This is a genomic window from Nibricoccus aquaticus (assembly GCF_002310495.1).
GTDB lineage: Bacteria > Verrucomicrobiota > Verrucomicrobiia > Opitutales > Opitutaceae > Nibricoccus > Nibricoccus aquaticus.
Genome location: NZ_CP023344.1, coordinates 2,109,563 through 2,127,629, shown reverse-complemented (window position 1 = coordinate 2,127,629; position 18,067 = coordinate 2,109,563). Strand labels below are relative to the sequence as shown.

12 protein-coding genes are annotated in these 18,067 nt (G+C 63.2%); 7 read left to right on the top strand and 5 right to left on the bottom strand.

Going from position 1 to position 18,067, the window contains the following annotated elements:
* Nucleotides 1–3 precede the first annotated feature (3 nt).
* Both bshA and CMV30_RS08595 read left to right on the top strand, forming a co-directional pair.
* Nucleotides 4–1,143, top strand: a complete 1,140-nt coding sequence (gene bshA, locus CMV30_RS08600; RefSeq protein WP_096055633.1) for an N-acetyl-alpha-D-glucosaminyl L-malate synthase BshA — start codon at nt 4–6, stop codon at nt 1,141–1,143.
* A 526-nt stretch (nt 1,144–1,669) separates the two neighbouring features.
* The gene (locus CMV30_RS08595; protein ID WP_096055632.1) at nt 1,670–5,188 is read left to right on the top strand and encodes a TonB-dependent receptor domain-containing protein; all 3,519 of its coding nucleotides are present in this window, start codon (nt 1,670–1,672) and stop codon (nt 5,186–5,188) included.
* 98 nt (nt 5,189–5,286) lie between these two features.
* Here the strand turns inward: CMV30_RS08595 and CMV30_RS08590 are convergent, their stop codons facing one another.
* The gene (locus CMV30_RS08590) at nt 5,287–7,356 is read right to left on the bottom strand and encodes a PQQ-dependent sugar dehydrogenase (RefSeq protein ID WP_175414791.1); all 2,070 of its coding nucleotides are present in this window, start codon (nt 7,354–7,356) and stop codon (nt 5,287–5,289) included.
* Nucleotides 7,357–7,589: 233 nt separating this feature from the next.
* Here CMV30_RS08590 and CMV30_RS08585 point away from each other — a divergent pair, with 233 nt between their 5' ends.
* Nucleotides 7,590–8,297: an energy transducer TonB gene (locus CMV30_RS08585; RefSeq protein ID WP_138223201.1), complete on the top strand. Its 708-nt coding sequence runs from the start codon at nt 7,590–7,592 to the stop codon at nt 8,295–8,297.
* Nucleotides 8,298–8,469: 172 nt separating this feature from the next.
* Here the strand turns inward: CMV30_RS08585 and CMV30_RS19380 are convergent, their stop codons facing one another.
* Nucleotides 8,470–9,354: a hypothetical protein gene (locus tag CMV30_RS19380; RefSeq protein ID WP_138223200.1), complete on the bottom strand. Its 885-nt coding sequence runs from the start codon at nt 9,352–9,354 to the stop codon at nt 8,470–8,472.
* A gap of 206 nt (nt 9,355–9,560) precedes the next feature.
* Between CMV30_RS19380 and CMV30_RS08570 the strand changes: the two genes are divergently transcribed.
* Both CMV30_RS08570 and CMV30_RS08565 read left to right on the top strand, forming a co-directional pair.
* Nucleotides 9,561–11,267 (top strand): glycosyltransferase, encoded by a 1,707-nt coding sequence (locus CMV30_RS08570; protein ID WP_096055627.1) that lies wholly within the window; start codon nt 9,561–9,563, stop codon nt 11,265–11,267.
* Between the two features lie 22 nt (nt 11,268–11,289).
* Nucleotides 11,290–12,000 carry a hypothetical protein gene (locus CMV30_RS08565; RefSeq protein WP_096055626.1) on the top strand — a complete coding sequence of 237 codons (711 nt, stop codon included), beginning with the start codon at nt 11,290–11,292 and terminating at the stop codon, nt 11,998–12,000.
* A gap of 86 nt (nt 12,001–12,086) precedes the next feature.
* On the opposite strand, the gene CMV30_RS08560 is transcribed toward CMV30_RS08565, so the two are convergent.
* Nucleotides 12,087–14,237, bottom strand: a complete 2,151-nt coding sequence (locus tag CMV30_RS08560) for a DUF1759 domain-containing protein (protein ID WP_138223199.1) — start codon at nt 14,235–14,237, stop codon at nt 12,087–12,089.
* A gap of 350 nt (nt 14,238–14,587) precedes the next feature.
* On the opposite strand from CMV30_RS08560, the gene CMV30_RS08555 reads away from it, so the two are divergent.
* The gene (locus tag CMV30_RS08555) at nt 14,588–15,052 is read left to right on the top strand and encodes a ferritin-like domain-containing protein (protein ID WP_096055624.1); all 465 of its coding nucleotides are present in this window, start codon (nt 14,588–14,590) and stop codon (nt 15,050–15,052) included.
* A gap of 156 nt (nt 15,053–15,208) precedes the next feature.
* Here CMV30_RS08555 and CMV30_RS08550 read toward each other — a convergent pair whose 3' ends face one another.
* Complete coding sequence (locus tag CMV30_RS08550; RefSeq protein ID WP_096055623.1) at nt 15,209–15,826, bottom strand: response regulator transcription factor; 618 nt, start codon at nt 15,824–15,826, stop codon at nt 15,209–15,211.
* Between the two features lie 13 nt (nt 15,827–15,839).
* On the bottom strand, nt 15,840–17,474 hold the full coding sequence (locus CMV30_RS08545) for a sensor histidine kinase (protein ID WP_096055622.1): 1,635 nt from the start codon (nt 17,472–17,474) through the stop codon (nt 15,840–15,842).
* 108 nt (nt 17,475–17,582) lie between these two features.
* Between CMV30_RS08545 and CMV30_RS08540 the strand changes: the two genes are divergently transcribed.
* A complete protein-coding gene (locus CMV30_RS08540) occupies nt 17,583–18,032 on the top strand; it encodes a globin domain-containing protein (protein WP_217494482.1) in 450 nt (149 codons plus the stop codon).
* Nucleotides 18,033–18,067 lie beyond the last annotated feature (35 nt).

The window sequence follows — 18,067 nt, the reverse complement described above, 5'->3', positions numbered from 1 at the left end:
CCGATGTCCGCTCCCGCTCCACTCAAAATCGGCATCACCTGCTATCCCTCCGTCGGCGGCAGCGGCATCCTCGCCTCCGCCCTCGGCGAAGAACTCGCCCGCCTCGGCCACGAAGTCCACTTCATCAGCTACGAGCGCCCCTTCCGGATGCCCGCCAACGCGCCGCGTCTCTTCTTCCATCCCGTCGATATCAGCGACTACGGCCTCTTCAAATACCCCGACTACACGCTCCCGCTCTCCGTCAAAATGGCCGAGGTCAGCCGCGAGCACCGCCTCGACATTCTCCACGTCCACTACGCCGTCCCGCACGCCACCGCCGCGCTCCTCGCGCGCGACATGCTCCCGCCCGAGCTCCGCCCCAAAATCGTCGCCACCCTCCACGGCACCGACACCACGCTCCTCGGCAAAGACCCCGCCTACGCCCCGGCCATCCGCCACGCCCTCGAAGGTGCCGACGCCATCACCACCGTCTCCCACTTCCTCAAAGCCGAAACCCTCCGCCTCCTCGGCATCATACGCCCCATCGACGTCATCCACAATTTCTTCGAGCCCCGCCCGCCCAAAGAATCCCGCGACTCCATCCGCGCCGGCCTCGGCCTCAAAGAAAACGAAGCCCTCATCCTCCACGCTTCTAATCTCCGCCCGCTCAAGCGCATCGACCTCCTCCTCGAAACCGCCGCCCGTATCCGTCCGGCCGATGCCTTCAAACTCGTCATCCTCGCCGGCGGCGACTTCGAACCATTTCTCCCCGACATCCTCCGCCTCGGCCTCCAGGACCGCGTCGTCGTCCGCACCAACGTCCCCGACATCGAGGACTACTTCGCCGCCGCCGACCTCGCCCTCTTCACCTCCGAAACCGAAAGCTTCTGCCTGAGCATTCTCGAAGCCATGGCCTTCGCCTGCCCCAGCGTCACGACCGACGTCGGCGGCATCCCCGAAGTCGTGGACCACAACCTCAACGGCCTGCGCGTCCCCTTTGGCGACCCCGACGCCCTCGCCCTCGCCGCCGAATCTCTCCTAGCCGACCCTCCGCGCCGCACCGCCCTCGGCAACGCCGCCCGCGAAAAAGCCCGCACCGCATTCTCTGCCGCCACCATCGTCCCGCAGTACCTCGCCCTCTACCACCGCGTCCGTAACAAGTGACGACCGTATCTAATGGAGGGACGACCTCCGTGCCGTCCACGTTCGGCTCTGACGCGTCGCCCGTCTCCCGGGGAGCATACGCGTCCCGCGTTTGGTGTCCGGCGTCACCCCGGACACGCCTCGATTTTTTGGCCACAGTTTAATTTGAACCGCGCTAAATCGCCCTTCGGAAGGAGCAGTCGCAAAATTTTGCGACCCCGCGCATCCCTAGCGTTTGGCTGCGTGTACCCACTGCTGACGATTTTCAGCAAACCTAAGCCCAACATCAGTCGACGCTATTCCATGAAATAATGCCGCAAGTTATCACGTCCCCTGCGTCGAATCTATAGACCCGCAACTGATTGTTCTGCCAACATCCTGCATATCAGGCCCCAGACACCGATCCGCCGCATCAGGCGAATGAAAGTTTATTGACAGATAGCTTTCATGAAATGGAAGCTATCTATCCATCTTATTTCATTTGAAATAAGATCCCCAAGCCCCACCCGCGCGTCCCCCTTACGCGCCAAAACCTAACCGCCCTAGCATGAACTCCCGTCGTCTCGCACGAGGTGCCACCGCCGCATCCCGCGTCCGTGCCCTCAACGTCCGTAAACTCGCCCTGCTGCTCGCGTCTCTCACCGTCGCCGTGCAGTTCACGCCCACCACCGCCATCGCCCAGACCGCCGCCACCGGCTCGATCCAGGGCCGCGTCTTGAATGCCACCAACGGCATGTACCTCGGCAACGCCCGCGTCGCCGTCGAGGGCACCAACCTCGAGACCTTCACGAATCAGTTCGGCGAATACACCTTGAGCAACGTCCCCGCCGGCTCCGCGACGATCCGCGTCACCTACACAGGCCAGACGCCCCAGGTCAGCACCGTCACCGTCGCCGCCGACGCCACCGCCGTCCAAGACATCACCTTCAACGCCGGTGACTCCACCACGGGCGAGGACGGCACCCTCGTCCTCAACGAATTCACCGTCGCCGCCAACCGCTTCCGCAACGCCCAGGAAATCGCGATCAACGAGCAGCGCAGCTCGGTAAATATCAAGAACGTCATTTCGACCGACCAGTTTGGTGACATCCCCAGCGGCAACGTTGGCGAACTGGTTAAGTTCCTGCCTGGCGTCCAAGTGGATTACGGCAGCGCAGGAGGAAACTCGGGCTACTCCGATTCCGATGCTAGTGCTATCTCCGTTCGTGGATTCGGCGCAGAAGACACAGCGATCCTTATCGATGGCCTTCCCGTTTCCAGCTCGGTACCCGGAAGCCTCACCCGCACCGTGACGGTTGACCAGCTCTCCATCAACAACGCCTCGCGCGTCGAACTTATCAAGGTGGCGACACCCGATATGCCGAATAACTCGATCGGTGGGCAGGTGAACTTGATTACCAAAAGCGCCTTTGAACTCGCCCGGCCTAGTTACACCGGTCGTGCTTATTTTAACGTCAACTCACTCACCGCGAGTCTTTCGAAAACAGCAGGGCCAACCAACAAGGATACGTTCAAGACACAGCCCGGTTTTGAAGTGTCTGCGTCTTATCCTTTTTCCAGCACCTTAGGCGCGACTCTGTCTGCGTCGGCGGCCAATGAGGCCACCCTTACGGAGAGGGCTCAAAATAGCTACACGTACACGGGAAGCTTCACGAACGCGGCCGGACAGGCCCCTTCCATTAGCAATCCATTGCTCAACAGAGTCCAGGTCACCAGCTCACCACGTTTGATCGAAAAGCGTTCGGTCAATCTTCACGTCGACTGGAAGCCCACACCCTCGCAAGTGCTGCGGACGAATGTGCAGTACGGCACATACGAGAGCACGGAAGCTCAAAGGAGAATGGACTTTCGTCCGTTACTTGGGGCCGGAGCAGACTGGAGCCCCACTTATGTGATCGGTGTCGCTGGTACCAGCGGGACTACTGCCATGACAGTCACCACCCGTGATCGCACGGGCGAAACAAAATCCGGCCAGGTTCAGTATAGTTTCAAAAAAGAGGGCTGGAACATCGGCGCAGCCGCGAGCATCTCCGTGTCGACTGGCGAGTATTTGGACGCTCAAAACGGGCATTACTCTGAGGTAGCGCTCAATCTTAATCCGGGTCGGGTAAACCTCAACAGCATCACCGACGGCGTACCACAAAACGTCACCACGTATTGGCGTACAAATGCGTCCGGTGGTTTGGCGGGAACTCCGAAGCCGTACACCAGCCTTAATAGCTGGTCGTTCGATGGCACGACCGCCAAATCGGGCGAAGCCGTGAACAAGAGTACGAGAGGCCTCTATAAGGTAGATATTGAGAGAGATCTCAGCTTCATCCCCTTGATTGGAAACAACCCTCTCTCGTTGAAAGTCGGCGCGCGTCGAGATGAAGATAAAGACGAGAAAAGCGGGCGCGGATCAGGTTATCGCGAAATCCTCCGCCCCGGTGCATCCTACACGGTAGCCAACATTCTAGACCCCGACTACATGGAAAAACCAGGCTTCAATCTCCCGGGCCAGCAATGGGTTTCCACCTACCGGCTATTCCAGCTCAACCAAGAGCAGAATCTATTTTATGCTCCAGATTTCGACGAAGCCACCAACACGCGTGTCGAAAATTACCGGAGCTGGGTGAACCAACAAAAGTCCATCACTGAAACAACCGACGCTTGGTACGGCATGCTCAGCGGTCGATTCTTCGACAATCGTCTGTCATTCGTGGGTGGCGCTCGTCAGGAAAAGAAAAGTCGAGAAGGCCGCGGCCCGTTTACCAACGCTAAATGGGATTACATATATCGTGCCGACGGCACTCTCTACACGGATATCGACAATCCCAATGGCGTTCAACTGACTCAAGGCAATGGCACCATCGATCCGACCACCGGCGCTTGGATTCCCCCCACGACCGCTCCTGGCAGCCCAAACTGGAATAGGCCTATCTTTGAGAATACCGCTAGAGGTATCGCACTGCGCCAAGCACTGACTACTGCAGGAATCCCTTTCCCGATCCTTCCATATGGTCCTCCAAATAACTCCCTCGCCTCAGCTCAGCGTCAGCTCAGCGCCAATCGCCGTGTTGATACCAGCATTAAAGGCGATCCCTCCTACTCCCTCAGCCTTGCCTATAAGCTGACCAGCAAAATTGATCTGAAAGCGTCCTGGAGCCGCAGCTTTGGGCTGCCTAAACTTGAAGACGGTAACAACGGCATCCTTTCCGGAAACAACCAGTTCACTGAAACGCCATATACCGACACTGAACAGATCGCCAATTCAGGCTTCTTAGGTCAGCTCGCCGTAGCTAATCCAGGCATCAAACCTCAGGTCTCAGACAACCTTGAAGGGAATATCGCCTACTACACTGATTCAGGCGGCATCTTGTCTGTCAGTTACTACACAAAAACCGTCACCAACCAGATTCAGAACTTCACGAGCCCTTCAGGAACATCCACGTTTAACGCCGTGCTGGGAGCTCTAGGATTAGACCCTTCCAATTATGATAACTGGCGCGTGGTGACCACGACGAATAGTCAAAACGACCAGAAGACTTCAGGTTGGGAATTCGAGGTTCGGCAGGATTTTGGGTTCCTTGGCCGTTTCGGTCGCAATATCCAAACGTTTGTCAGCTATTCCATGACCAAACTGGCGGAGCCCTCCACGCCCGCTCCGTACTCAATCACGGCCCCGGATGGCAGCATCGTTGCCCTGACACCGTCTGTTGTGACGATTGATCGTCGTGCTACAAAGTTTGGCGGCGCGGGCATCCAATACTCGGGCGACCGATTTTCGGCCCAAATCCGCGGAACATGGCGTGAAGAAGATGAAGACTCGGGATTCTCTCGGGTCATTTTGCCGAATGGAAATCTGCTCCGCCGTTACGCGCCGGAAGAAACACGTATCGACGTCACGCTCAACTACGTGCTCTCGCCACGTTACAGCCTGTTCCTAAGCGGCCGCGATGTCTTCAACGCCGAACGCGAGCAGATCCTTCGTGACGATCAAGGTCTGCTGCCCAGCTATGCCGAAATTGCAGACATCCGGCGCTTCGGAGTGGTCTGGTCCGTGGGCGTTACCGGCAAATTCTAAAGAGTGCTCTCCATCTCCATCCTCAAAGCCCGGCGCGACTCACGGTCGCCCGGGCTTTTTCGTGCCCATCATTCCCCTACACCTTCCGGCAATACCTCTCACGGTCCCACCACATTCACCCGCATAAAAGCCCTCACCTGCGCGCCCCGCGTATACACTGCCGTCACGTGATTCCCCACCGTCTGCACATCGAGCGCCGGATTATCCGGCACATCATCATTCCACGAGACCAGATCGGTGCTGACCTCAACCACGTACGTCAGCTCGCTCCTCATCCGCTCAAACTCCAGTCTCAGTTTTGTCGCCCCGTCGATCACCACCGCCTGAGGCAGTAACGCCGCCGAACTCACCCGTGGATTCAGATCGAACGCATACTCCAACAAATTGCTCACGCCATCCCCGTCCGGATCAGCCGCATCCCCAGACACCGACGGCTGCCCAAGCTCCACCGCATTGAAATTGGCCACCTGCCACGCCGTCGGCCCGGCCACCAGCCGCCGGATCATCCCGTCGCTCTTGCTGAGCAGAAACAACTCGCCGCTCGCATCCATCGCCCACCGCACATCCGCGCGCCCCACATCCGTCGACGCCGCGCCGCCCGGCAGATGACTCCCCCCCGTGCCTCCACGCGCCCGATAAGTGTCCACGATCACCGTGAACAACCCGCGATCCTCCGGCACCGCCCCAAATCCACCGCTAAAAACGCCTGCAAAAGTCTCCGCCCCATCGAAGTGCAGCAACCCCGCCCCCAGCGAATCGTCCGGATCGTCCCATCGCAGATCGATCACGCCGATGGCCGCCACCGTCGCCGGATTCCCATCATTCACCGCGTCCATGTCCGCGAGGTTCGCATAGAAAAGCCTGGCCGTCGTGATGTCCCCAAAAACATATTTTCCCCGCAACGCCGGGATCGCCGCCCCCCGGTAAACGTACCCGCTGGAGATCGCATCCCCGAACTCGAAGTTGTTCGCATCCGAGTGCGGGTAACTGACTACCGGATACGTATAGCCAAAGGTCGCGTCGTTCCCCGGCAGGGCCTGCGTCGTGGTGCCGATCGGACTCGTCGAAGCCCGTAACCCCTCGCGCTCCGCCCAGCCATAATTCCCGCCCGCCACCACGATGTTCACCTCCTCCGCATCGTGAAACCCAATGTCGTTCACGAACAGCCGCGCCACCGTCGGCGCCGCCGGATCGACATCCCACGAAAACCGGTGCGGATTGCGAAACCCATACGCCCACACCTCGCCACGCACACCGCCCATCCCCACAAACGGATTTCCCGCCGGCACCCCGTAACGCTGCGCGCCCGCTCCGTCCGGATCGGCCACATTGATCCTCAAAATCTTCCCGCCCAGCGTCGCCAGGCTCTGTGGATTCCCATGTCGCGTCGCATCGGCCGCCTGCTCGCCATCCGCCCCGTCGCCATGCGCCAGATACAGATTCTCCCAGTCCGGATGCGCCGCCGTCGTCGCCAGCGGATTAAACGCCAGATCCCCCAGCGGATGGATGCGGCTGTTCCCCTCCGTCCGCAGCAACTCCCGCGCAGTCCCCGTGAAAACATAGTCCGTCACATCCGTGTCCTGCCACTCGATCAGCACGCAATGGATCGCCGTCGAGGTATTCGTCCCCGGCGCGGCCTGCACGCTGGTCGTCGTATACCCCGCCGCGTTGAACCCGGAAAAATTCGTCGTCACCGGGAGCCGCGTCGCCGCCCCATCCGTCGTCGGCACTTCCACATGCACCGAATAAAACTTCCCATAACCCGGCTGCCCCACCTGTGCGTACTGCGGGTGAAACTGAAAAGTCACGAGTCCCCAAGAGTATCCGCCCGCCGTGTACATCTGCGCGAATAACCCGCCATTCGTCCCCGTGCCGTTGAAGTTCAGCAGCGTGTGAAACTCCTTGTCGTCCCGATCCAGCACATAAAGCCGCCCGCTCGAATCGTTCACCCAAAGCCTGTTCGCATCCCCCGGCTGCGTCCTCAGAAAATTCACGCGCGCGATGTACGTGTCCGCCGTCGCCCCCGTCGCCGGAGCCGCCGCGAAATCCTCCAGCTTCGCCGTGATCGTCGGCAACGTGATCGCCGTGTACTGCCCGAACGAGGGCAGGGCGGCCACCGCCGCGACCGCGACTCCCGCGAGCAACCGCCGGACCAGATGAACAGACACGCGAGACCGGCTGACACATTCAGGATAATTCATGGGGTAGGGCAGGGGTTGGACTGCGAAACCCTTATCCCGCGAACCACGCCCCAGTGCAACCGTCCGCCTCGCAGGGTCTTCACCTCAGCCCGTCCCCTTGCTCCTTCATCGAACCTTATACCCAAGCCCCTCGATTGCCCTCCGCAGCAAATCCTACCAACATCTCAGCGCCTTCCCGCTTCAACCCCACCCGCACCCCGATGAAAGCCTTCGTCCCCCTCGCCACCGCGCTCGCCGCCCTGATCTGCCTCAACGCTCACGCAGCTCCACCCCGCAAGACCTCGCTTGAAATCCTCAGCATGGCCAACCCGCCCTTTCCTCAGCACCTCAGCCAGCGCGGCATCCTCGAAGGCGAGGCCGAGGTCATCGTCAGCATCAACCCCGACGGCCGCACCGCCGACTGGCTCGTCACCGCCTGCACCGACCCCGCGTTCGAACAAATGGCCGCCGAGATCCTGCCCACCCTTGAATGCCGACTACCTCCCTCGACCAGCCGCAACGGCCCGGGCCGCATCAAGCTCCACTTCCTCTTCGAGACCAAAGGCGTCATCATCTCCCAAAACGCCAGCAACACCGTGGACAGCCTGATCACCCGCATCACCCCGGTTCGCCGTATCAATAAACTGGGCACTCTCCGCCAGCTCGACCACGCCCTCATCCTCCGGCACTCCGTCGCCCCCCACTATCCGGAATCCCTCCACGAGGCGGCAGGCGCGCGCGTCATCCTGGAATTCCTCATCGATGAAACCGGCCGCGTCCGCATGCCCGTCCTCCACACCGGCGATAACCAGCTCCTCGCCCACGTGGCCACCGACGCCCTGCTCGACTGGCAATTCGCCCCACCCACCCGCGCCGGCCAGCCGGTGATCGTCTCCGCCCGCCAGGAATTCGTCCTCCCACCGAAATAATGTCTCCACCCTGTAGGGCCTGACCTCGCGTCAGGCCGTCCGTTTCCTACCGGCCAGCGTAGTCCCGATAAAGTCATGGCCTTATTCTGTGGAGGGACGGCCTCCGTGTCGTCCACGGTCGCCACACCACCCGGCTCTCCATCCGAGCAGCCACGACTTTTCTGAAAACGCTCTAAAACCGCACCCCGCCTTCCGCCTCCGCGCGGACCGCCTGCCTCACCGGCCCCATCTCCGTCACCTGCGTTTTCACCGGGTGATAAAGCAGCCCCGCCTCCACAAATGCCCCCGCTGCCTCGTGGAAATACGCCTCGCTCACTGGCGGCCGGTACACGAAAGACCCCGGCGTCAGAAAAAGACTGCTCCGCGTATTCCGATACCAGTTACGCCGCCCCGCCCGTGACCACGCGCGCCCGCCACCCAGATCCTCCAGCGAAAACCCCTCCTGCCTCGCCAGCGTCGGCAGGATCGCCTCCGTGTGCCCGCGCCAGCTGCCCTCCTTCGCCAACGCCGCGTACCGCTCCAGCAACCGCCGCGAGAGCCGCATGATCGGGAAAAACCCGCGCGTGTGCAGCCCCAGTGGCACCTCCTCCGGCGGCTCGAACCAGCTCCAATGCATCCAGCCCGGATCGTCCGTCCGCGAAAACAACGTCGTCCCCACCAAGTCTGCCTCGCTCCTCCCGGCCTCCGCAAAAAACTCCCCCCAGCTCCCCGCGAAATCCACGTCGTACTCCACCATCCATACATGGTCGCACCCGCGCAGCCGCTCGTTCATGAGCGACGGCAGCCAGGTCAGATCGGGAAACCCGCTCGCCAGCCCACGCCCCGCGCTCCGCCTCAGCTCCCGGCACCGCGCCGGCAGCAACCGCTCCGCGTCCCCCTCCGTCGCCACCAGATCCGCTTTCATCTTCTCCACCACTGCCGGCGCCGTGCCCCCGCCGACATGAAAACTCAAATACACCGGCATCGCCTCGCCCACCTCGCGCTTCAACCGCTCGAAGTGCCCCGCGATTCTCCGATCGCCCAGATGCGTGTGAAAAACGATCGCTTGCTCGCTCATAAATAAATTCGCGGCCGTCCGCCCGGCCAGTGAGCGCGATCACCCCGCCCGCGACGATGCGGAAAAACCAACAGCCACCCGCTGACGCAACCCGACTGCACGCCGCGCCTCCTCGCTCCAAGCGATTCCCCCACACGAGCACCGGGGAAAAACGCCCGCTTACCTTTTGCGGACCGTGTACACCTCCGGCTTTTTCAATCACCTCCATGGCCCGCATCGTCTCCTGTCTGATCGATTCCCTCGACTACCTCCACGAGAACACCCCCGGCCTCACCCTCAACGGCGCCAACCTCGTCGCCTCCCTCTACCTCCGCCACTTCCTCCGCGATCCAGACATCGAGACCCTCGAACTCTTCCTCCCCACCGCAATCTACCTCGACCGCCCCGGCCTCGAAAACGCCGCCCGCCAGGCCCTCCCTCCCGAACTCCGCGGCCGCGGCAAACTCCACTTCCTCCCCCTCTCCGCCCTCCCCGAAACCTGGGCCGACCGCCGCGAACGCATCCTCTGGGTCATCGACGCCGCCACCCTCCAGCGCGAACGCTACCTCCGCGACCGCTTCGCCACCGCCCCCACCGCCGTCGTCGCCGACACCCACACCCTCGGCGCCCACGTATTCTGGAATCAACTTCGCCCCATCGCCGAAGCCACCCCCGTCGATTTCGACGCCATCTGCTGCCTCTCCCGCTCCTACCGCGACTCCCTCGAAAAATGGCTCGCCCGCCTGAGCCCCACGCCCGCTTCCTGCCGCCTCGAACTCGTCCCCCGACTCCTCGACACCTCGCTCTTCCAACCCGCCTCCGGCCCCACCGCCCAAGCCACCGCCCGCCGCATCCTCCGCCTCCCGCAAGACCGCACCCTCAGCCTCTGCCTCGGCCGCCTCACCCCCAACGATAAAGCCGACCTCCTCCCCGTCCTCCGCTGGTTCGCCGAGATCTCCTCCCCGCAAGACGTCCTCCTCATCGCCGGCGAGGAAAACGTCCCCGGCTACGCCGCCATGCTCAAACGCGCCGCCCACGAGCTCGGCCTCGGCGACCGCGCCCTCTTCCACGGCCGCGTCGATCCCTCCCTCCGCCCGCTCTACTACCAGGCCGCCGACATTTTTCTCCTCCCCGCCGACTCCATCATCGAGGGCTCCACCGTGACCCCCCTCGAAGCCATGGCCTCCGGCATCCCCGTTCTCTCCGCCGACTGGGACGGCGCCCGCGACTCCATCGAAGAAGGGAAAACCGGATACCTCATCCCCACGCGCATCATGCCCGGCGCCCTCGACCCCGTGGAAACCCTCTCGCCCGCCAGCCAGCGCGCCGCCGACTTCCTCCACGTCGCCCAGATGGTCTGGATCGACCCCGAACTCTGGAAAACCCGCTGGCTCTCCCTCCTCCGCGACCCCGCCCTCCGCGCCACCCTCGGCCAGGCCGGCCGCCAGCGCGTCGAATCACACTTCTCCTGGCCCCCCGTCCGCCAGCGCCTCTTCTCCCTCTGGGACGATCTCCTCGCCCTCGCCCGCGCCGAATCCCCCGCCTCCGCCGCCACCCGCCGCGAAGCCGCCTCCACCCTCGGCCGCCCCACACCTTACACGTCCCTGTTTTCCAACTACGCCACCGCCTCCTGGGATTCCTCCCGCGACCGCTTCCGCCTCTCCCCGCGCGGCCGCCTCCACCTCGACGACGCCCGCCCCATCGCCTTCTACGACGAAATCACCCCGCTTCTCCGCCAGCCCCTTCTCGATTCCCTCCTGCGCCTCTTCGACCGCGCCGGCCCCGCCGGTCTATCCCTCGCCGAAACCGAATCCGCCCTCGGCTCACCGCTCAAAGCTTCCCCCGATACCATCCGCTTCCACTGCGGCCTCCTCCTCAAAACCGGCATCCTCGACCTCATCCCCGTCACGCCCACCGGAAACGACGCACCCTAAAATTCTATTTCCCTACCGAACTATGAACACCATCCAGAATAATACGCTCGGCAAAACTGCCGCTCTCGCCACCGCCACACTCGGCGCCCTTGCCCTCACCGCCGGAAAGGCCGAGGCCCAGTCCGCTCCCACCCGCTTCGCCGTCGAAGCCGGTGCCAACTACCTCCTCGACAGCGATTCCCGCGACACCGTCGGCAGCACCGGCGTCCGCGTCGGCGTCGCCTACGCCCTGCCCAAAGGCCTCCTCGGCTCCAGCAGCGTCGCCGTCGATTACACCCGCCACAGCAAAGACGGCCGCCGTCTCGAAAACTACGGCGCCTGGTATCAGGAACGCATCGACATCCTCGAAAACGCCCCGCTTCCCCTCTACGCCACTCTCGGCGTCGGCATCGTCCGCCAGTCCGTCAAATCCACTCGCGAACAACGCACCGTCGTCGTCACTCCCGTCCCCTCCGGCAGCGGCGGCTACGGCCCCAGCGTCATCACTGTTCCCAACGGCCCCATCGCCCTCGCGGCTGAGTCCGTCGTCGTCGTCAATAACGGCACCACCATCACTACGACCACCACCCGCGACATCGGCATCAGCGACGACAAATGGACCGCCGCCGCCCGCGCCGCCCTCGGCACCAACTTCGGCAGCGGCTTCTACGCCGAGCTCGGCCTCCAGGTCAGCGAAAAGACCCTCGGCGTCACCCCCACCAGCGCCCAGCTCTCCACCGGCATCCGCTTCTGATCCGCCTCAACCACGGCCAACAAAAAAGGCGCCTCTCGTTTCCCGGGCAGGCGCCTTTTCTTTTCCCCACAGGCCTCCGCCCGCCCTCACGGCAGCGGATTCAACCCCTCCACCCGCACCACCCATTTCCCATCCTTCGGGAAACCCGGTGCAGCTCCTTCAGGCGCGCCGTCCCAACCACCCGCCATCAATCCCGCCGCCGTCAGCAACGACGCGTTCACCGGCAGATACGTCACGCAACCCTCCGGCTCCTTCGGGCGCCGCACATGACCGCTCGGCATGAACCGCGTCTGCTTCGAGGGATTGGTCAAAATCGCCACCGCCAGCTCCGTCTGCCCGAGCCGCGCCGCCGTCAGCGCACCCTGCCCGAGCTGCCAGCTCATCCAGCGATCCGCTCCATTGCGCCGGTTCACTTCCGCAAAGGTCCGCCTCGCTGTCTCCACATCCAGCAACGCCGTCTTCGGCAGATACCCATACGCCAGCATCATCGAGATCGGGATGTGTCCCGGCTCCTGGTACATGTCCTTCAACGTCTCGATCTCCAGGTAAAACCCTTCCTCGCTCACCGGCAGCTTCGAGAGCTTGGCCAGGATGTCCGCCCACTTCGGCTCCGGCGCCAGCCCCAGCCGCTCGCGCCACGCCTGCGCCACCTGCAATCCATAATACCAATACGCCAGCTCGAACGTCGGGTTCTGCGTAAGGTTCGCCCCGCTCTTCTCGCTCACATTCTTGATCGGCGGCCCCAGCACATACCGCTTCGTCGCCTCATCATAGAACGCAAACGACGCCAGGAACTCCGCCGATTCGAACACCACGTCGCGATACGTCTCCAGCGTCTCCTTCGTCGGCTTCGACCGGTAAACCAGCTCGCTCAGATAAATCGGGTTCGGCTGATTCCAGATGATGAACGGATTGATCCCGCCCGGCCCCGTGCGACCATCGATCCCCGCCATCTTCGGCCACCGCACACCCGCGAAGCCCTGCGCCGCCGCATCCGCCTTCCCGACCGGCAGGATCTTCCGGTACCACGCCAGACTCTTCTCCAACAACTCCGTCCGCCCCCACTGGTAGAAGTGCGCCGCGTGCCAGAAATACATCTCCGAGTTGTGCTTCCCGTACCAGCTGATGTGCGTCAGCCCCGTCTCCGCCGGCGGCACATCCCCCGCATAGTTCACCTTCATCAAATACTGCGACAGCACGATCCGCCGCTCCAACTCCGCCGCCCTCGGGTCCGTGCTCCCCGTGAAATCCACCGCGCCCCCCCGCGTCCAATAATCCTTCCACCCCCGCGCACTCGCCGCGCTCACCTCGGCAAAACCCAACGCGGCCCCCGCCTCCGGCTTCTCCGCCGAAAACGCGAACGTGAACGCCAGCTCATCTCCCGCCGCCTTCAGGCGGAAATCATGCGCCGCCGCTTCCTTCAACGTCGCCGCCCCGTCCCAGCGCAGCTGCACATAATAACGCGTCGCATCCAGCGCCCGCTCGATCACCGCACCGCCCTCCGCCCGCTCGACGATCTGCGACCGGTGACTCTTCGGCTGATCCCACACCAGCGCCGGCTTGTTATGCTTCGCCAGATTATGCGAATACGGAAAACGCAACCGCACCTCCAGCGCCCCGCTCTTCACCAGCGGCGACACGATCGTCACCCCCACCGCGCTCGCCGTGTCATGCGCCACCGTCTCCACCACCACAGATTCGCCCGCCAGCACGTACTCGCTGCGGATGATTCCCGTCCACAGATCCAGCGACTGCTTCACCGCGCCCAGCTGCTCCTTCGTCACCGGCTTTCCTTTCAACAAAAGACTCACCTGCCCGAGTGGCACCGGATGCGGATTCTGCCGGAAATACTCCCCCGCCGGGCCCCGCTGCTTCGTCGCATACGAGATCTTCCGCCCGTGAAACTCATGCAGCTCCGACGCATCCGCCAGCGTCAGCCCCTGCGTATTCGGAAACTCATGCCACGCCCACGTCGAGAGCGTCTCCAGCGGGATGCCCTCCCTGAAATAAAGCGCCTCCATCGATTGCAGCCCCGTCGCGTCCACCGTGAACGCGAAATCCCCGTTGCCCACGCTCAGCGCCGCCTCCGGATCGACCTTGTCCACGCGCACCGTGTGCCGCTTCACCAGAGCCTCGCGATCGATCGGCTGCGCCAGCGCACCGCACACGAGCACCGCGCAAAAACCAGCGGCGGAAATTACCTGGAAAACAAGACGGGCAGGGCAGGGGAGACGCATGATCGGGAAACAGGGCTCGCAGTGTCCCTGCCCACAGGCAACCCGCCACCGCGACCATTTCCGAAGCGTCCGATTTCCCCCGCCCCCCGCCCTTAAACCATCGTGCTCGCACGCTCACTTCCGCTCCGTCGCATCATTTCCGCCCGACACACGCCCACGACTGTAGATTGAAGGCTTTGCCCGTCATTCCCTGCGCGTTTCGCACGGACTTACCCGCACCGCCGCTCCCCCGTGATTGCCTAAGCCACTGCCCATCATCGCTCACACGTTTTCTTGTCCTCACCGGCACGCGCGAAGCGAACTCACCACCAGCGGCGCACTGACGTGTCGCGTAACCGAGATCATATTACATGAAAACCACCGATACCTCCGAGACCATCGACCTCCTCAATACCCTCATCGAAACCTGCAAAGACGGCTGCGAAGGCTTCAAGACCGCCGCCGCCGACTCCAAAGACTCCGAACTCCAAGCCGTCTTCCACCGCTACTCCGCCCAACGCTCCGACTTCGCCCGCGAACTCCGCGCCCTCGTCGGCACCCTCGGCGGCGACCCCGATAAACACGGCAGCGTCACCGGCGCCCTCCACCGCGGCTGGATCAACATCAAGGCCGCTGTCTCCTCCAACGAGCCGCACGCCGTCCTCGCCGAAGCCGAACGCGGTGAAGACGCCGCCGTCTCCGCCTACCGCAACGCCAGCGAACAAATCTACGACCCAGCCGCCCGCGACCTCGTCTCCCGCCAGTTCAACGCCGTCAAGGCCGCGCACGACCAGATCCGCGATCTCCGCGACAGCCCCCGCTACGCCAAAAAATAAACCGCTGCGGCGACAACGGCCGCAGCACCGCGCTCCACCTGTCGAGCGCTTCAAAAAGCGCGCCCACCTCAGGCGCGCTTTTTCATTCTCATTTCCGTGAGCAGCAGCAGCCCGCCGGCTTTCACTCCGCCCCGAGCACAGCCCTGCGTTCCGCACTCACCCCGCATTCATCGTCTCCAGCGCCATCGCCGCCGCCGCCGTGCGATTCTCCACGCCGAGCTTCTGATAAATTTTCTCCAGGTGCTTCTTGATCGTCGTCAGCTGCACATTGAGCAGGATGCACAGGTCCGCGTTCGCCTTGCCCTGCGCCAGCCAGAACAGCGTCTCCGCTTCGCGCTCGGTCAGCCCCAGCGGCATCAGCATCGCGGGCGAAAGCTCCTTCGGTAGCGGAGCCATCTGCTCGCGCCGGTTCAGCCGCGACTTGATCGCGCCCACCAGCTCTTCGACCTCCACCGGCTTCGTCAGATAATCATCCGCACCCAGATTCATCCCCGCCCGCACATCCGGCCGGTCCCCATGCGCCGTGAGAAACACAAACGGCGTCTTCATCGTCGCCGCATCGGCGCGCACCGCCTTCAGCACGCCATGCCCGTCGAGCTCCGGCATCGAGATGTCGCAAAAAATAAAATCCGGCCGCTGCGTCCTCGCCACCTCCACGCCTTCCTTGCCGTGCTTGGCCTCGATCACCTCGTAGCCCTCCATCTTCAAAATGGTGACCAGGTTCGCTCTCATGCGCGGCTCGTCTTCAACAACCAGGATGCGGTGTTTTTTCATAAGTCTTAAAAAATCAAAGTGCCGCCGCGCCCGGGCCCGATAGCTGCGGGAAACGCACCGTCACCGTGGTGCCCCGTCCCGGCTCGCTCTCGATGTCGATCGTCCCGCAGTGCAGATCCACACAACGCTTCACGATCACCAATCCCAGCCCGCTCCCCGAGATCGTCCCCACGTTCGACGCGCGCTGAAACATCTGGAACAGCTTCAACTTGTCCGTCGCCGGTATCCCGATACCCGCGTCAGTCACGCTGATCGTCAGCCAGCCCGTCACCGCCTTCGCCGTGATCGTCACCGCGCTGTCCAGCGTCGAATACTTCAACGCGTTCGAGACCAGATTCGTCATCGCATGACGCAGCAGCCGCTCATCGAGCATCGCCCGCACCGCCCCCCCTTCGACAAAAATCGTCACGTCGCGCTCCGCCCCGAACGACGTCACCACATCGTTCGCCAGCGACTTCAACCACGGCTGCAGCTCCACCGCCTGCGGCTGCATCACGACCATCCCCGAATCCGTCTTCCCGAGGAAAAGCACCTCCTCCATCAAATCCGAAAGCCGCCGCGCATTGAGACGGATTTCGCTCAAATGCTCCGCCCGCTGCGCCTCGTCCAGCCGCGCGAAATACCGCTCCAGGATCTGCGCCGACGAGCTGATGATCCCCAGCGGCGTGCGATACTCGTGCGTCACCATGTGCAGGAAACTCGTCTTCAGCCGCCCCAGCTCCCGCTCGCGGTCGATCGTCGTGAGCAGCTCGCGCTCCAGCGTCTTGCGCTCCGTGATCCCCTGGACCGTCGCGCTCAAAATACGCCGCCCTTCCTCTCCCCGCCGTCCCACCCGTGCCGTCAGCCGCAGCCAGCGCACCGCCCCATCCTTGCGGATCACCCGGTATTCCAGCGCGCGCTCCACACCTTCCGCCTCGTTTTGATACTTCTCCAAAAACGCCCGCAACACCTCCTGATCTGTCGGGTGTACCCGCGCGATCACCTCCTCCAGCGGCGGCGGTTCCTCCGCGATCGGAAACGCGTACAACCGGAAAACCTCCCGCGACCACATCCGCCGCCCCGTCTCCAGATCCACCTCGATGTCCCCGAGCCGCGCGATCGCCTGCGCCTCCTCCAACCGCTCCCGCGTGCGGTCCAGCGCCCCCAGACTTTCGCGCAACTCCTGCGTCCGCTCCGCCACCTGCTGCTCCAGACTCGCGTTCAACCGGCACACATCCTCCTCCGCCTTCTTCTGCTCCGTGATATCCCGCAAAAACGCCGTGAACACCGGCCGCCCCTCGATCTTTAACCGCGCGATCGTCAGCTCGCAGGGAAACTCGCTCCGGTCCGCCCGCATAGCCGTTATCTCGATACGCCTCCCGATCACCCGATTCTCCCCCGTCGCCAGATGCCGCTTCATCCCCGCGTTGTGCATCGCCCGGTACGCCGGCGGGATCATCAACTCCGCCATGTCCTGCCCGATCACATCGACCGCCCGGTAACCAAACGTCTTCTCCGCCGCCGGGTTGAATTCGATGATCCGGTTCTCCCCATCCACCGTCACGATGCAGTCCAGCGCCGCAGCCAGGATGCCCGTCAACCGCGCGTGCGAATCCGCCTGCACCTGCGCAGCCGCTTCGTCACCTGCGTTTCCCTGGACAGAAACCATATGCGCGCCAACTCACAGCACATCCCCGCCAGAATCAAGGCCGCGCCATTTGCACCCCCGGGCCATTCGGCCCATCCCCAAAAAGTCCCCAATGTGCGATAGTGGGCTATGCCCACGCCCGCCCACGCGCTGACCTCCGAAGAAATCGCCCTCATCCGCTCCACATTCGCCGCCGCCGCGAAACAACCCGACGCCACCGCCGCGCTCTTCTACGCGAAACTCTTTACCCTCGATCCCAGCCTGCGCGGCCTCTTCCACGGCGACATGCGCGCCATGGGCGAAAAATTCATCAGCATGCTCGCGATGGTCGCCGCCAACTTGAGCCACCTCGACCGCCTCCTCCCCACCGTCCGCCAGCTCGGCGAACGCCACGCCGGCTACCGCGTGCAAGACGCCCACTACGTCACCGTCGGCGCCGCCCTCCTCGCCGCCCTCGCCGAAAATCTCGGCCCCGCCTGGTCCCCCGCCGCCCACACCGCCTGGTCCAAAGCCTACGACCTCCTCTCCTCGACCATGATCGAAGCCGCCCATCAGGCCGCGCAAAAAAAAGCCTCCTGAAATCCGCCCGCAGGCCAGCGTGCTTGCACGCGCCT

Excerpts from the sequence above, each read along its gene's own strand:
- CMV30_RS08550 (WP_096055623.1), bottom strand. The coding sequence starts at position 15,826 with ATGAAAAAACACCGCATCCTGGTTGTTGAAGACGAGCCGCGCATGAGA.
- CMV30_RS08560 (WP_138223199.1), bottom strand. The coding sequence starts at position 14,237 with ATGCGTCTCCCCTGCCCTGCCCGTCTTGTTTTCCAGGTAATTTCCGCC.
- CMV30_RS08595 (WP_096055632.1), top strand. The coding sequence starts at position 1,670 with ATGAACTCCCGTCGTCTCGCACGAGGTGCCACCGCCGCATCCCGCGTC.
- CMV30_RS08555 (WP_096055624.1), top strand. The coding sequence starts at position 14,588 with ATGAAAACCACCGATACCTCCGAGACCATCGACCTCCTCAATACCCTC.
- CMV30_RS19380 (WP_138223200.1), bottom strand. The coding sequence starts at position 9,354 with ATGAGCGAGCAAGCGATCGTTTTTCACACGCATCTGGGCGATCGGAGA.
- CMV30_RS08585 (WP_138223201.1), top strand. The coding sequence starts at position 7,590 with ATGAAAGCCTTCGTCCCCCTCGCCACCGCGCTCGCCGCCCTGATCTGC.
- CMV30_RS08565 (WP_096055626.1), top strand. The coding sequence starts at position 11,290 with ATGAACACCATCCAGAATAATACGCTCGGCAAAACTGCCGCTCTCGCC.
- bshA (WP_096055633.1), top strand. The coding sequence starts at position 4 with ATGTCCGCTCCCGCTCCACTCAAAATCGGCATCACCTGCTATCCCTCC.
- CMV30_RS08570 (WP_096055627.1), top strand. The coding sequence starts at position 9,561 with ATGGCCCGCATCGTCTCCTGTCTGATCGATTCCCTCGACTACCTCCAC.
- CMV30_RS08540 (WP_217494482.1), top strand. The coding sequence starts at position 17,583 with ATGCCCACGCCCGCCCACGCGCTGACCTCCGAAGAAATCGCCCTCATC.
- CMV30_RS08545 (WP_096055622.1), bottom strand. The coding sequence starts at position 17,474 with ATGGTTTCTGTCCAGGGAAACGCAGGTGACGAAGCGGCTGCGCAGGTG.